Origin of the sequence: Kitasatospora sp. A2-31 (assembly GCF_022288725.1) — a bacterium.
In the GTDB taxonomy this organism is placed as follows: domain Bacteria; phylum Actinomycetota; class Actinomycetes; order Streptomycetales; family Streptomycetaceae; genus Kitasatospora.
The window spans coordinates 1,074,063-1,088,473 of record NZ_JAKNTA010000001.1; the positions used below are offsets into that span (position 1 = coordinate 1,074,063).

General features: G+C 74.0%; 10 protein-coding genes, 1 rRNA gene and 3 other annotated features (1 of these 14 only partly in view). Of the genes, 1 reads left to right on the forward strand and 10 read right to left on the reverse strand.

Annotated features, from left to right (window positions below; genetic code table 11):
• Positions 1–53: 53 nt before the first annotated feature.
• Entirely contained in the window at positions 54–959 is a 906-nt protein-coding gene (locus MCM47_RS04920; RefSeq protein WP_238741366.1) for a LysR family transcriptional regulator, read from the forward strand.
• A 119-nt stretch (positions 960–1,078) separates the two neighbouring features.
• Here the strand turns inward: MCM47_RS04920 and MCM47_RS04925 are convergent, their stop codons facing one another.
• The 10 genes from MCM47_RS04925 to rrf all read right to left on the reverse strand — a co-directional run bounded on the left by MCM47_RS04925 (position 1,079) and on the right by rrf (position 13,278).
• Positions 1,079–1,831 carry a ZIP family metal transporter gene (locus MCM47_RS04925; RefSeq protein WP_238741545.1) on the reverse strand — a complete coding sequence of 251 codons (753 nt, stop codon included), beginning with the start codon at positions 1,829–1,831 and terminating at the stop codon, positions 1,079–1,081.
• Positions 1,832–2,180: 349 nt separating this feature from the next.
• A complete protein-coding gene (locus tag MCM47_RS04930) occupies positions 2,181–3,941 on the reverse strand; it encodes a restriction endonuclease (protein ID WP_238741368.1) in 1,761 nt (586 codons plus the stop codon).
• A gap of 113 nt (positions 3,942–4,054) precedes the next feature.
• On the reverse strand, positions 4,055–5,860 hold the full coding sequence (locus MCM47_RS04935; RefSeq protein ID WP_238741370.1) for a hypothetical protein: 1,806 nt from the start codon (positions 5,858–5,860) through the stop codon (positions 4,055–4,057).
• A 328-nt stretch (positions 5,861–6,188) separates the two neighbouring features.
• Positions 6,189–6,500: a cupin domain-containing protein gene (locus MCM47_RS04940; RefSeq protein ID WP_238741372.1), complete on the reverse strand. Its 312-nt coding sequence runs from the start codon at positions 6,498–6,500 to the stop codon at positions 6,189–6,191.
• 170 nt (positions 6,501–6,670) lie between these two features.
• Entirely contained in the window at positions 6,671–7,327 is a 657-nt protein-coding gene (locus MCM47_RS04945; RefSeq protein WP_238741373.1) for a YigZ family protein, read from the reverse strand.
• Between the two features lie 213 nt (positions 7,328–7,540).
• Positions 7,541–8,758: an aldolase/citrate lyase family protein gene (locus MCM47_RS04950; protein WP_238741375.1), complete on the reverse strand. Its 1,218-nt coding sequence runs from the start codon at positions 8,756–8,758 to the stop codon at positions 7,541–7,543.
• Between the two features lie 267 nt (positions 8,759–9,025).
• Positions 9,026–10,711, reverse strand: coding sequence for a DUF2637 domain-containing protein (locus tag MCM47_RS04955; protein ID WP_238741376.1), 1,686 nt, complete (start codon positions 10,709–10,711; stop codon positions 9,026–9,028).
• Positions 10,712–10,907: 196 nt separating this feature from the next.
• Positions 10,908–11,573 carry a response regulator transcription factor gene (locus tag MCM47_RS04960; protein WP_238741378.1) on the reverse strand — a complete coding sequence of 222 codons (666 nt, stop codon included), beginning with the start codon at positions 11,571–11,573 and terminating at the stop codon, positions 10,908–10,910.
• Positions 11,525–12,940: a sensor histidine kinase gene (locus tag MCM47_RS04965; RefSeq protein ID WP_238741380.1), complete on the reverse strand. Its 1,416-nt coding sequence runs from the start codon at positions 12,938–12,940 to the stop codon at positions 11,525–11,527. The genes MCM47_RS04960 and MCM47_RS04965 overlap by 49 nt, the downstream gene beginning before the upstream one ends.
• Positions 12,941–13,161: 221 nt before the next feature.
• A 5S ribosomal RNA gene (gene rrf, locus MCM47_RS04970) occupies positions 13,162–13,278 on the reverse strand.
• A 93-nt stretch (positions 13,279–13,371) separates the two neighbouring features.
• Positions 13,372–13,611, reverse strand: a sequence feature (23S ribosomal RNA rRNA prediction is too short).
• 48 nt (positions 13,612–13,659) lie between these two features.
• Positions 13,660–13,807 (reverse strand) — a sequence feature (16S ribosomal RNA rRNA prediction is too short).
• A gap of 188 nt (positions 13,808–13,995) precedes the next feature.
• Positions 13,996–14,411, reverse strand: a sequence feature (most likely nonfunctional fraction of RNA operon); it runs 108 nt beyond the window's last position.

Below are 14,411 nucleotides of genomic sequence, written 5' to 3' on the forward strand. Positions count from 1 at the left end.
ACCAGCGATGAATTCTGAAGTGCACCGTTCAGCAGTGCTGCATGATGGTCGCCATGATGGATCTGGGACGCCTGCGGGCGCTGAACGCGGTGGCCGTGCACGGCTCGGTCGGCGGGGCGGCCGCCTCGCTCGGCTTCACCCCCTCGGCGGTCTCCCAGCAGATCGCCAAGCTGGAGCGCGAGACCCGGACGGTGCTGCTGGAGCGCCAGGGCCGCGGTGTGGTGCTGACGGACGCCGCCCGCGAGCTCGCCGCCACGGCGCAGGCGGTGCTGGGGCTGGTGGAGCAGGCCGAGGTGCGGCTGGAGGAGCAGCGCGGCCAGGCGGTGGGCCGGCTGCTGGTGGCCGCCTTCGCGACCGGCGCCCGCGGGCTGATGCCGGGGGTCCTCGCCGATCTGCGCGGGCGCTGCCCCGACCTGGACGTCCGGCTGCTGGAGAGCGACCCGTACCTGGCGGCGGAGCTGGTCGCCCGGGGCGAGGTGGACCTGGCGCTGGTCCAGGACTGGCCGACCGTGCCGCTGCCGGTCCAGGCGGGGCTCTCCCGGCTGGACCTCGGCCGGGACGCCGTGGACCTGCTGCTGCCGGCCGAGGACCCGCTGGCGGAGCTCGCCGTGGTGCCGGTCGGACGGCTCTGCGGGCAGCGGTGGATCAGCGTGCCGCCGGGCAACATCTGCCACGACTGGCTGGTCCGGACACTGCGCGAGGCCGGTGAGGAGCCCGACGTCCGCTACCAGGTCGGCGAGTTCGAGACCCAGATCGCACTGATCGCGGCCGGCCTGGGGATCGGCCTGGTGCCGCGGCTGGGGCGGGGCGCGCTGCCCCCGGGGGTAGTCGCCCGGCCGGTCGTGCCGGAGCCCTCCCGGCGGGTCTTCGCGATCTGGCGCACCCAGGCCTCCCGGCGCCCGGCGATCACGGAGGCGCTGGCCGCGATGCGGGAGCGGTGGGCCGCCCTCGACGGGTGAGGCGGGCGTCGTGCCGACACACGGGCCGAGCAGGCGGACCGGCAGCGCGGGCCACGGCGCGGGCCCGGGCGCGGCCGCGGCGCGGCCACGGCGCCAGCTACGGCGCCGCGGAGCGGCGTTCAGGCCGCGAAGCCGATCACCAGCCACATGAAGCCGACGCCGGCCAGGGTGCAGAGCAGGGTGGTGCGCGAGGGGTGCGGGCTGTGCGCCTCGGGGAGGATGTCGGAGGTCGCCAGGTAGAGCAGGAAGCCCGCGAAGAACCCGAGGTAGAGACCGAGCAGCCGCTCCGGGATGGTGAACAGCAGGGTGATCGCGGCACCGGTCACCGGCGCCAGGGCGTCCGCCGCCAGCAGGGTCAGCGCCCGGCGTCGGTTGTTCCCGTAGAGCCGGGTGATCGTGTACGTGTTGAAGCCGTCGGCGAAGTCGTGGGCGACCACGGCGATGGCCACCACCGTCCCGACCGTGGTCCCGGCCTGGAAGGCCGCGCCGATGGCGAAGCCGTCCATCACGCTGTGACCCACCAGGGCCAGCGCCGCGGTGAGGCCGACGCCCTGCGTCCCGGCCGGGGGCGTGTGGCCGTGCGCATGGGCGTGACCGTGGGCGGGCCGCTGACCGTGGGTGTGCTCCGCGTACTCGGCCTCGTGCCCCCGGTGGATCGCGACCGCGCGCTCGATGATGTGGATGGTCAGGAACCCGGCCGCGAACATCAGCAGGGCCTGCGGCACCCCGTGGACCTCCTCGGGTGCCTGGTGCAGCGCCTCCGGCAGCAGGTCGAACGCGACCACGCCGAGCATCAGCCCGGCGGCGAAGCCGAGCACCAGGTGGCGCCGGTCGCCCGTGCGCTGGGCCACGTAGCCGCCGATCAGCGTCATCAGGAACGCCCCGGCGGCCACCAGGATCGCGGTCACCGCACCTCCCCAGTACCGGGCACCGTGCCCACCGCTCCTCCCCCGTGTCCCGACCGTCCGCCCCGGCACCCGTGCGCACCAGCCTCGCGCCGTCCCCGGACGGCCGCCCTCCGGACGGGCCGTCAGGGTGAGCCGCGCCGGCGGCGGCCCGGCTCCCCGCTGCCGTCACCGTGCCGCTGCTCGGGCCGCCTCAGGCCCGGGGTCGCTCGCGCCGACCCCGGTCGTGCTGATCCCGGGTCGTCCCGGGTCGTCCCGGCTGAGCTCCGGGCTCAGCTCCGGCTCACCTCCGTTTCAGCTCCGGCTCACCTCCGGCTCAGTGGACGGTGGCGAGCGGGAGGCCGAGGTGGGTGCGGGCGAGCTCGCTCACGCCGTCGCCGTCGACCAGGTGGATGTGCTGGTGACCGTCCTCACCGGTGAGGTCGAGCGCCTCGTCGGTGAACCGGCCGGTGGTCAGCCGCAGCCCGCGCTCGGCGGACTCCTCCCGGACCGCCTCCGCGAGCGTCCTGATCTCCTCCTCACCCACCGGCTCCGCGCCCCGGGAGGCCCAGACGACCCAGCGGCCCGGCAGGGCGCTGCCCGCCGGCCCCTCCCCCGTGGCGACCAGCCCGGCCGGACCGCGCAGCCGTACGCTCCACTGCGTCAGACCGCCCCTGGTGAGGAGTTCGCGGACCAGCTGGGCGAACTCGTTGGCCGAGAGGTCCGGCGCGGACGGCACCGCGGGCCCCGCCACCGCGGCCGGCTCGACCGCCGCCCGGGCGTACGGGTCCGGGGTGACGGCGGCGCCGAGCTGGCGCAGCCGCACCAACGCCTCGTCCTGCTCCGCATCGGCGTAGACGCCCTCGCCGTCGGGCTCCGCGGAGGGGGCGGCCGGCGGCATCAGCCTGGTCCGGGCCAGCGCGTCGCGGTCGGCGTCCACGCTCAGCAGGCAGAGCGGTTCCCCGCCACCGCCCTCGCGCAGCCAGCCGTTGAGCACCACGCCCGCCAGGATCTCGTCGGTGTCGACGGCGTCCGCCGCCTGCAGCGCACGCAGCGCCAGTCGGGCGACCAGCCGCAGGTAGTCGGTGGCCCGGTCGGCGGGCGGCCTCGGCACCGGCAGGATCTCGCCGCCGGCACCGAGCCGGTAACCGCTCAGCGAGGGCACCAGGTCGAGCGCCGGCAGGTCGAGGTCCAGCACGGCGGTGCGGGTCAGCGGGCGGAAGACGGCCCGGCAGGGCGCGGGAAGGTCCTGGGTGGCCGTCTCTGCCGCGGCCAGGGCCCGCTCCAGCAGCGATTCCACGGCGGCCGGTTCGGCCAGCCGGTACGCCCGGCGGCACTCCTCCAGGCTGTCGTTGTACTCCCGCACGGCGCGGGCCCGCGCCTGTTCGGCCTGTTCGTGGGCGCGGCGGGACTCGTCCCCGGCCGGACTGCCGCCCTCGGCCTGCCGGGTGCGCCACTCCCGCAGGGCCCGCTGGTGCGCGAGCCGGGCCTGAGCCAGCTCGCGCTGGTAGCCGGAGTCCAGCAGCCGTCGGGCGGGGGAGCCGTCCGGGTCGGCGGCCGGCGGCTCGGCGGGGGCGTAGTCCTCCCAGCGCGGCTCGGCATCCGAGCCGGCCGGCTCGGCCCCGCCGGCCGGGTAGGGCCGCGGCTCGTAGTGGCGCAGCTGACTCTCGAAGTCCATCGCCGAGACGGGCAGCGCCGCCCGGCGCAGCAGGTCGGCCAGCCGCTCGTGCTCGGCCTGGACGGTGAGCGTGCGGTGGTGGGTCAGCGCGGCGGCCCGGCCGTGGGCGGCGACCGCCTCGTCCGTCCCGGCGCCGGTGTCGGCGCCCGCGCCCGCGCCCGCGCCCGCGCCCGCAGCGGTGCCCGCCCCGGACGGCGTGTCGTCCGGGGCGTCGGCCGGGCGGCCGGCCGGCGCGGTGGTCGGTCCCTCCGCCCCGGAGCCCTCGGCGCGCCCGTCGAACCCGTCGAACCTGTCGAACCCGTCGGGCAGGTCCGGACCGCCCGGCCCCTCGACGCCGAGGTCCCGGAAGACCGAGGCCAGAAAGCCGGGTTGAGGGGCCGTGACCGTGCCGTCCGAGTGACCGTCAACTGAGTACTGCATCGGTGGTCGTTCCCCCATACTCGTCCGGCACCTGCCCGGGCCGGCCGGCGACCCCGCGGCCCGCCCCTGCCGGTCATTGTCCACCGAACGGGCGCACCGGTCAGCCAAGCCTCTCAGTTGGTCCTGGTGTTGGTCAGGTGCAGACCGATGTAGCCGACATAGATCCGGCCACTGCCCGAGCAGTCGTCGAGATAGTGCAGCCGCGGGGCGGTCCGCCCGCCGCCGATCCGCAGGTGCGCGCCCATGAACGCGCGCCGTGAGGCGTCCACGCACTCCGGCACCGGCAGCATCCGCTCACGCTTCCACTTGGTGTGGCTGAACACCGTCCGGGACTCCCCGCGCACCGCCTTGCGGGGCGGGAAGCGGTGGCAGCCGGCCGGGGTGTGCTCGCACCACTGCTTGAAGTCGCCGCCCGCCTCCCCCCGCACCGCGGCCTCGGCGTACTCCTGAAGGGCGGTCAGGCCGTCCCAGGTGAGCCGCGCCCAGCCCGCGCCGGGGCACTGGATCTCGTCCAGCGCGAGCGCGGACTTCTGGTCGCCCGTGAAGGTCAGCAACGGGAACTCGTCGATCCTGGCCATGAGTTCGGTGAAGGTGCCCGGAATTCCCGGAATGCCCGGGACTCCGGGGCCGCCGGGGATTCCGGGGCCGCCGGGAAGGCGCCCGGTGCGGCCGGCCGCCGCGGCCACCCCGCCGGAGCCCCCGCAGAAGCGGCCGGCCAGCGCCCGGACCTGGGCCCCGCCGCGCCGCTCCCGGCGGAGGCTGTGCCGGACCCGTTGCAGCTCGTCGGCCCTGGCCTGCTCCTCGGCCCGGTCCTGCTGCTCCTCGTGGGCCAGCACCGCGAGCTCGGCCGCCGACGCGGCCGCGTCGGGGCCGCTGCCCGCGCGCGGCACGACCGGGGCCACCCGCAGCACGGGCACGGCCGCCAGCGGCGGCGGCAGCGGTTGCTCGGCGGCGATCCGGCGCGGCTCCCGGGCCAGCAGCCCCGCCGCCCGGCGGAGGTCCTCCTCGATCCGGCGACGGGCCAGTACCGGGTGCCGGGCACCGTCGTGCCGGGAGGCCGGATCGACCTCGGGCAGGTAGGTGCGCACCGCGCCGCCGTACACGCTGTGGTACTCCAGCGCGACGTTGAACTCCGTGCGGGCGCCGGGATCGAGGACGTAGGCGGTGGCGAGGCCGGGCAGCTGGCCGCAGAGCGGACGGACCACCTCGGCGACCCACTCGTCGATCCCCCGGTCGGCCGGGACGCTGGCCACCACGGTGGGCAGCCGGCGCTCCGGGTCGCAGAGCTCGTCGATCAGGCCGTCGACCTCGTCGGCGGTGAGCACCCGCGGCGCCAACTGGACGGCGGCCGGACCGTCGGCGGCGTCGAGGAGCGGGAGCAGGGCGCGGGCCAGCTCGGGCACCGGCACCCGGCAGGGCGTCCGCACCCCGCTGCCGGTGGTGTGCGTCTCCGCCTCCAGCCGGACCCAGGTCGGACCGTCGGCCCCGGTGGCTATGGTCAGCGTGAGCTGGTGGGTCCCGTGCGGGGCAGGGGTGCGCAGGCGGCGGCGGTCGTAGCGGCCGGCCCGACCGCGGAGCGGGCCGCTGTCGCGGTCGAGCAGGGCGCGGCCGCCCAGCCGCAGGCGCTCGGCCGGGGCGTCGGCGACGACCGGCACACGGCCGAGCAGGTCGGCGGGGGCGGGGCGGGCGTTGCGCCGACCGGTGTCGGCGAGGTGTCCGGCCGGGGCGGCCGGATCGGTGGGGCCGGTGGGGTCGGGGGGGCCGGAGCGGGCGCGGTCCGAGTGGACGGGTGCCGGGCGGACGGGTGCCGGGGCCGGCGGCGGGGGTTCCTCGCAGCCCTCCTGTTTCAGCCAGGCGCCGAGGCGCTGGTCGGCCAGGGCGACGGCGTCGGCGTGCGGGAGAGCGGTCGTGACGGTCATCCGGTAGGGCGTCGCGGGGCCTCTGGGGCCGGGTAGATCGGCGCGGGCTCGGGACGTGGAGCGGTCTGAGGTCATGCGCATACCTCCGTGGCGGGGGTGGGGTCCGTCGTCCTCCATCGATGGGGGGTTCGTCCGGTTCGGCCGGATCCTTGCCCAGGAAACGCCACAACCCGGAGCGGAAGTTCCAAATCGAGGCCACGTGAATACGTTCGAGTGAATCTGGGGTGAATCCGCTCAAGCCGCCGGCGCGATCGGCAGTGCGTGGCCGTCACACGGCGCCCGGTACGCGCGTCCGGTCCCCGGCGTGCACCCGGAGCCCGGCACGCGCTCAGTCCCCGGCCGTCCCGGCGCTGCGGCTCCACTCCGGTTCCGCCACCGGCACCGCCAGGGGACAGCCCTCCGGAGCGTCGTAGTCGGCGATCAGCACCACCGGGACGGTGCCGTGGTTGCGGCCGACGTGGACGTGGAGCGGACCCGCCTCCTCCACCAGCGAGTCCCCCGCGTCACTGACCTCGACCCGGCCGTCGGCCAGCGTCCTGGTCAGCGTCCCCGACAGCACCACCACCGCGACCCGGCCCGGGTGGTAGTGCCAGCCGGTGCTGCCGCCCGGCGGCAGCGTGACGGTCTGGACAACGGGCATCGTGGCTCGGCTTCCCGGTCGGCTCCCTGCTCGGTTCCGGCCAGGCTAGGGAGACGGCTCGAACCTTCGAACAGCTGGATCCGAACTGTCCGAAACACTGGCCGAAAACCGCCCGGTCCGGTCCACCCCGGAACGGCGGCACCGCACCGTCGAAGACGGCCGCGCGCGCGTCAGACCGGCACCTCGACGTACGTCCGCCCCGCCGCCTCCGCAACCGCGGTTCCGCCGGTCGCCTCGGCCAGCCAGGTGTGGAACCCGGCCACCTCGGGCTCGGGCACCCCGACCTCGATCCGCACCCCGGCCGCCTCGTAGACCAGGTCGCTGACCGTGTACCCGGCCGCCCGGAGGTCGTTCTCCACCCGCCCGGCGCGGGTGTGGTCCGCGGTCACCGCGAGCAGTGCCACCGGCCTCCGCTCCAGCACCCCGACGGCGTCCACGGCCTCCGACACCGAGCTCCCGTACGCGCGGACCAGGCCGCCGGCGCCGAGCTTGATCCCGCCGAAGTACCTGGTCACCACGGCCACCGTGTCGGTCAGCCCCCGTCGGCGCAGTACCTCCAGCATCGGCACCCCGGCGGTGCCGCCGGGCTCGCCGTCGTCGCTGGAGCGCTCGCGGCGCTGCTCGTCGCCGACCACGAAGGCGGTGCAGTTGTGGCGGGCGTCCCAGTACTGCTTGCGGATGCCGGCGATGAACGCCTGGGCCTCGTCCTCGTCCGCGACCCGGGCGAGGTGGCAGATGAAGCGGGACTTCTTGATCTCGATCTCGTGGCTGACCGCACGCCGGATGGTGAGGTACCGCCTGGGGGTCGGCTCCGGGGTGGCGGACATGGTGCGGTGGTCCTCCCGGACAACGAGACGGCGGGGCGGCGGGCGGCGACGGCGGACGGCTCCGCGGCCGGGCGACGGAGCGCGAGGAGGCCGGCGGTACCGCCCGGGAGGACCCGCCGACCCGAAGGCCGGGAGGTCCTGGGCAGTACCGCCAGCCTAGGCCCTGTCCGCGTGGTCCCGGACATCGGTCGGCTCATGGCCGCCGCCCGCCGCTCACCGTCCGGCCAGCGCGTCCAGCTGCGCGCGGTCCAGACCGGTGAGCGCGGTGACCTCCGCCGGGTCGACCGCGCCGCAGTCCAGCCCGCGCAACACGTAGCCGCTGAGCGCACGGGCGGTCGCCGGCTCGTCCATCACGTCGCCGCCGGCCTTGGCCACGTACGCGGCCAGCCGGGCCGCGGCGGCCTCCAGGCCCTCGCGGTAGAAGGAGTAGACGGCGACGTAGCGGGTGGGCAGGTGGGCCGGGTGCATGTCCCAGCCCTGGTAGTAGGCGCGGGCCAGCGAGCGGCGGACCAGGTCGTGGTGGAGCTTCCAGGCCGCGTGCACCTGCTCGGTCGGACCGGTCGGGACGACGTTGGTCGAGCCGTCGGAGAGCCGGACGCCGGTGCCGGCGGCGGCCACCTGCATCACCGCCTTCGCGTGGTCGGCGACCGGGTGGTCCATGCTCTGGTAGGCGGCGCTGACCCCGCAGGAGGCGCTGTAGTCGAAGGTCCCGTAGTGCAGTCCGGTCGCCCGGCCCTCGGCCGCCTCGATCATCCGGGCCACGGTGGCGCGGCCGTCCGGGCCCAGGATGGCCTGGGTGGTCTCGATCTGGATCTCGAACCCGATCCGGCCGGCGGGCAGCCCCGCCGAGCGCTCGAGGTCCTCCAGCAGCCGGACCAGTGCGGTGACCTGCTCGGCGTAGGTGACCTTGGGCAGCGTCAGCACCAGACCCTCGGGCAGGCCGCCGGAGGCCAGCAGGGTGGCGAGGAAGAGCTCCAGGGTCCGGATGCCGCGGTCCCGGACGGCCGCCTCCATGCACTTGATCCGGATCCCGATGTACGGAGGGGCGCTGCCGTCCGCCACCGCGGCGGCGACCAGCTCGGCGGCGCGGACGGCGGCGGCGTCCTCCTCGGCGTCCGGCCGCGGTCCGTAGCCGTCCTCGAAGTCGATCCGCAGGTCCTCGATCGGCTCCCGCTGCAGCTTGGCCCGGACGCGGGCGTGGACGTCGGCGAGCAGCGCGTCGTCCGCCACACCGAGCGCGCGGGCGAGCTCGGCCGGGGTGCCCGCGTGCGTGTCGAAGGCCTCCAGGGCCTGGCGGCCCCACTCGCGGACGGTGTCGGCGGCGAAGGCGTCGGCGGGGACGTAGACGGTGTGGACCGGCTGCCGGGTACCGGAGTCGCCCGGGTAGCGGCGGGCGAGGGCGGCGTCGACCGGGGCGAGCAGCGCGTCCACGGCGGCGCGGGCCGCGTCGGAGAACGGGGCCCCCGCCCGCCGGTCCGGTACCGTCCACCTCGACCTGCGACATCCGTCCTCCTCCGCGCCTCGCCGGCCCCGACGGGCCCGCGATTCAACAATTTGTTGAGGCGAAGGTAGCCCCGCCGGGAACGGGCGTCAATGGCCGACCGAGCGGTGGACGCGCAGCCGCCCGGGGCCGATGGGCCCCGGGCGGCGGTCCTGCTGCGATTCCCGGCCGTGGCCGGTCGAACCGAAGGCGCCGGGTCAGTCCCTCCCGGAGGCCAGGTAGCGGTCCTTGAGCTCGGGGTAGAGCTCGGCGACGTCCTTCGGGTGCACCGAGCCGTCCGGGCGGTTGCCGGTCACGCCGTACCTCGTGGTGAGCCAGTCGGCGAGCCGCTGCGGGTCCGGCTGGTGCTCGTGGATGTCGATGTAGCTGACCAGCGCCTCGTAGGCGAGCTCGGGGTCGAGCCGGTGGTGCCCCGGGCGCGGCGCCGGGCCGGTCCGCTCGCCCGACGGACCGGGCGCGGGAAGGCCGTCCTGCTGCTCGGCGTGGTCCGGACCCTGGGGGCCCGCCGGCTCGTGCTCGACGTACCCGGTCTCCTCGGCGTACTCGCCCTGGTCGGCGTAGTCGCCCTGCTCCGCGTAGGCGGCCTGCTCCGCATAGGCGGGCTGCTCAGCATAGGCGGGCTGCTCAGCGTGGACGGGCCGCGGCGCGGCGGCCGGAGCGCCCTGGGCGACCACGGCGGCGGGCTGCCGCACCGGCGCGGGAGCCGGCTCCGGAGCCGGCTCGGCCGCGGTCGGCCGCGGCGGCTTGAACCACGGCGAGGCCTGACCCGGCACCCGACCGCCACCGGTCGCCCCTGCGGCCTGGGCGTGCGGGCCGGTGGTGCGGACCGGGCGCTCGGTCCAGACGTTCAGCTCCTCCCGCGGCGGCGGAACCTGCTCCTGGCCGCCCTCCGGCTCGTTCGCGGCACGCAGTCGTACCGCGGCGAGCTTGGCGAGCATCGGCGCGGCCACCTCGGCCAGCACCGGCGTCACGGCCGGCGCCCCCTCGGCCTGCTGCTGCGGCCGGGCCTGGGCCGCGGCCGCGGCTGGCTGCTGCTGAAGCTGAGACCCCGGGGCCGCGGCAACGGCGGCGGGCGGCGCGGCGGCGACGGCCGGCGGCGCGGCGGCGACGGCCGGCGGCGCGGCCGCTCCCGCCGGGATGGCCGCGGCCACGGTCCGGCCGTCCCGCAGCTCTTTGGCCTCGCGCTCCTCGCGGGCCGCGCGCGCCTCCTCGTCCAGCCGGTCCAGCACCGCCGGGTCGAGCGGCACCCCGTACTTGGCCAGCTTGAGCGGCAGCAGCGCCTGGATCGGCGCCGAGCGGCGCCAGCCCCGCCCGTAGCGGAAGCGCAGCTGGGCCCGGTAGACCAGGCGGTTCTGCTCCAGCCGGACCACCTCGTCGTAGGAGCGCAGCTCCCAGAGCTTCATCCGCCGCCAGAGCCGGAACGTCGGCACCGGGGAGAGCACCCAGCGCATCAGCCGCACCGACTCCATGTGCCGGTCCGCCGTGATCGCGGCGATCCGCCCGACGGCGTGCCGCGAGGCCTCGACGACGACCACGAACAGCACCGGGATGACCGCGTGCATGCCCATGCCGAGCGGATCGCCCCACGAGGCGGCGGCGTTGAAGGCGATGGTGGCGACGGTCAGCAGCCAGGCGGTCTGCCGCAGCAGGGGGAACGGGATCCGCAGCCAGGTCAGCACCAGGTCCAGCGCCAGCAGCACCACGATGCCCGCGTCCACACCGATCGGGAACGCGTAGGCGAAGGTGCCGAACCCCTTCTCGGCGGCGAGCTCGCGCACCGCGTTGTACGACCCGGCGAAACCTATGCCCGAGATCAGGCAGGCCCCGGCGGCGACCAGCCCCAGCAGGCCCCGGTGAGCCTTGGTGAGCGTTGGGCGTGCCATAACGTCTATCAACCCCTGGATGTCGGCCTAGGCCGTACGCTGCTCGGGCTGCCGGTTCCCGCCAGTCGGGGCGCCGGACGGCTGAGCGACCTCCGGGCTCGGCCCACCGGAGTTTACTCGTACAGCTGTTTCAGCGTTTCCGCAGCCCAGGGTGTCACCGTCTGCCGCGCTCCCCCGCCGACCACCGGTCGGAACGTCAGCGCGCCCGCGCTGCCGTGCCGTTGAGATAGGTGAGCACGGCCAGGACCCGGCGGTTCGCGTCGTCGGCCGGGGCCAGCTCCAGCTTGGTGAAGATGTTCGCGATGTGCTTGGCCACCGCCCCGTCGCTGACCACCAGCCGCGTTGCGATCGCGGAGTTCGAACAGCCCTCCGCCATCAGTTCCAGCACCTCCCGCTCGCGCGGCGACAGCCGCTGCAGCGGACCCGGGCGGCGGGAGGTGCTCTGCATCAGCTTGGCGATCACGTCCGGGTCCATCGCCGTGCCACCGGCCGCCACCCGGCGGACCGCGTCGATGAACTGCTCGGCGTTGAACACCCGGTCCTTCAGCAGGTAGCCGATGCCGCCGGTGCCGTCCGCCAGCAGCTCCCGCGCGTACAGCTGCTGCACGTGCTGCGACAGGACCAGGACGGGCAGGCCCGGGATCTCCCGCCGCGCCTTCAGCGCCGCCTGCAGTCCCTCGTCGGTCAGCGTCGGCGGCAGCCGGACGTCCACGACGGCGACGTCCGGACGGTGGGTCAGCAGCGCGTCGAGCAGCTCCGGCCCCGTCTCCACGGCGGCGGCGATGGTGAAGCCGTGCGCTTCCAGCAGGCGGATCAGGCCTTCACGGAGGAGGTAGAGGTCCTCGGCGAGGACAACTCGCACGGCAGCTCCAGGGTGATGGTGGTCGGACCGCCCGACGTACTGTCGATGGCGAGGACACCGTCGAAGGTACCCAATCGCCGCTCGATCCCGCGCAGCCCGGTCCCCCTGGTCGGGTCCGCCACACCGACGCCGTCGTCCGTCACCGTGATCCGCAGCGTCCCGGCCCGGTAGAGGATGTCCACCCAGACCTGCTCCGCGCCCGAGTGCTTGGCGGCGTTGGCCAGGAGCTCGCAGATGCTGAAGTAGGCGGCCGCCTCCACCGGGGCCGGCGGACGGTCCGGCAGGCTGACGCAGACCTCGGTCGGCAGCGCGCTGTCCAGGGCCAGTGCCCGCACCGCGTCGCCCAGTCCGCGCTCGGCGAGCACCGGCGGGTGGATGCCGCGGACCAGGTCACGCAGTTCCTGCAGCGCCCGGGCCGAGGACTGCCGCGCCTCGGACAGCAGTTCGCGGGCCGCCGTCGGGTCGGTGTCCATCAGGTGCTCGATCGTGCCCAGCGTCATCCCGATCGCCACCAGCCGTGCCTGTGCGCCGTCGTGCAGGTCGCGCTCGATCCGCCGCAGCTCGGCCGCCTGGTTCCCGACCGCGTCCGCACGGGTCTCGGTCAGCTCGGCCACCCGCTTGGTCAGCTGGGCGTGCGAGGCACGGTCGCCCTGGCCCAGCACGCGGCGCGCGATCTCGGCGTACGCGCGGACCGCGAGCGGCGCCACCGCCACTCCGAGCGCCATCAGCCCCAACCCCAGGAGGCCGTTCAGCAGCAGCGAGAGCATCCGCTCACCGCCCGTCGCGTAGCCGTCGGCGAGCACCGGATCGTTGAAGGCCACCGTGCAGCCGAGGCCCAGGAGCAACAGGGCGGCCACCGGCACGGCGAGGCCCAGTACCACGATCGGGCTGACCGCGAGCCAGAGGACCTCCGCCCGGGTCGCCCGGTCACGAAGCCCCCAGTGCAGCAACCGGGCGATCCGCGCCACGCCGTACGAGCGGTGGCAGGAGTACCCCGTCCACCAGTGACCGCGCTCGTCCCTCTCCAGCGCCGGCCGGGGCGTGTACGACACGGGCAGCTTCATGCCGCACCAGCGGGACAGCTGGTCGCGCGTCCGGCGGGCGACCCCGCGGACGAAGAGCGCAGCCACCGCGGCCCCCACCACGCCGGCCGCTGCCATGCCGAACAGCTCCGCCATGCTGTACGGGTCCAGTGCCGAGACGACCGCTCCGCCGGCCATCAGCGCCGCCAGGAACGGCAGCACCGTGACCGGGAGGATGCCCAGCACCAGGAGGACGAGCCGGGCCAGGCCGCGGCCGCCCGACGCGAGTGCTTCCTCCGCCTGAGCGCGCAGGGTCGCGCCGGCGGTTCGAGTCGCTGCTGTCACGGATGCTCCTGAGTCCGGTCCCGATCGTCCTGATTCAGTGTTCCCGAACGCCGTCTGCGGGGCACTGGCCGTCGCACCCCATTACGGAGGTGGACCTAGCACCACCCCCGCGCGGTTCCAGACCACGCCGGCTTTCCGGCTCCGGTTCGCGGGCGGGAACTTGGCGGGAAACGCGAAGAACCCCCATCCGGGAATCCGGATGGGGGTTCTTCAGAAGAATTGTTCGGCGGCGTCCTACTCTCCCACAGGGTCCCCCCTGCAGTACCATCGGCGCTGTGAGGCTTAGCTTCCGGGTTCGGAATGTAACCGGGCGTTTCCCTCACGCTATGACCACCGAAACACTATGAAACTATCCGCCACCCACCCGCCAGAGCGGTGGGGGTCGTTGTTTCAGAACAACACAGTGGACGCGAGCAACTGAGGACAAGCCCTCGGCCTATTAGTACCGGTCAACTCCACCCCTCACAGGGCTTCCATATCCGGCCTATCAACCCAGTCGTCTACTGGGAGCCTTACCCTCTCAAGGAGGTGGGAGTGCTCATCTCGAAGCAGGCTTCCCGCTTAGATGCTTTCAGCGGTTATCCCTCCCGAACGTAGCCAACCAGCCATGCCCTTGGCAGAACAACTGGCACACCAGAGGTTCGTCCGTCCCCGCCCGCCATCGCAGCCCTTTGTACCGACCATTGTAGCACGTGTGCAGCCCAAGACATAAGGGGCATGATGATTTGACGTCGTCCCCACCTTCCTCCGAGTTGACCCCGGCAGTCTCCTGTGAGTCCCCGACATTACTCGCTGGCAACACAGAACAAGGGTTGCGCTCGTTGCGGGACTTAACCCAACATCTCACGACACGAGCTGACGACAACCCCCATGAGCGAGCACTCCGGGACGTTCGCCCGAAGCTGCTATGTGCTCCTTAGAAAGGAGGTGATCCAGCCGCACCTTCCGGTACGGCTACCTTGTTACGACTTCGTCCCAATCGCTGGTCCCACCTTCGACGGCTCCTCCCCTTACGGGTTAGGCCAAAGCCCCGGGCTTTCACATCCGACGCGACAGGCCGCCTACGAGCTCTTTACGCCCAATAATTCCGGACAACGCTCGCACCCTACGTATTACCGCGGCTGCTGGCACGTAGTTAGCCGGTGCTTCTTCTGCAGGTACCGTCACTTGCGCTTCTTCCCTGCTGAAAGAGGTTTACAACCCGAAGGCCGTCATCCCTCACGCGGCGTCGCTGCATCGGACAGTCGAGAAGTCGTTACGCCATTCGTGCAGGTCGGAACTTACCCGACAAGGAATTTCGCTACCTTAGGATGGTTATAGTTACCACCGCCGTTTACTGGCGCTTAAGTTCTCAGCTTCGCCAGAGCGAACTCTAGCTAACCGGTCCCCTTAACGTTCCAGCACCGGGCAGGCGTCAGTCCGTATACATCGCCTTACGGATGCACCACCTGTATACCGACCACAAGGGGGC

Excerpts from the sequence above, each read along its gene's own strand:
- MCM47_RS04955 (WP_238741376.1), bottom strand. The coding sequence starts at position 10,711 with ATGGCACGCCCAACGCTCACCAAGGCTCACCGGGGCCTGCTGGGGCTG.
- MCM47_RS04940 (WP_238741372.1), bottom strand. The coding sequence starts at position 6,500 with ATGCCCGTTGTCCAGACCGTCACGCTGCCGCCGGGCGGCAGCACCGGC.
- MCM47_RS04935 (WP_238741370.1), bottom strand. The coding sequence starts at position 5,860 with ATGACCGTCACGACCGCTCTCCCGCACGCCGACGCCGTCGCCCTGGCC.
- MCM47_RS04945 (WP_238741373.1), bottom strand. The coding sequence starts at position 7,327 with ATGTCCGCCACCCCGGAGCCGACCCCCAGGCGGTACCTCACCATCCGG.
- MCM47_RS04920 (WP_238741366.1), top strand. The coding sequence starts at position 54 with ATGATGGATCTGGGACGCCTGCGGGCGCTGAACGCGGTGGCCGTGCAC.
- MCM47_RS04925 (WP_238741545.1), bottom strand. The coding sequence starts at position 1,831 with ATGACGCTGATCGGCGGCTACGTGGCCCAGCGCACGGGCGACCGGCGC.
- MCM47_RS04930 (WP_238741368.1), bottom strand. The coding sequence starts at position 3,941 with ATGCAGTACTCAGTTGACGGTCACTCGGACGGCACGGTCACGGCCCCT.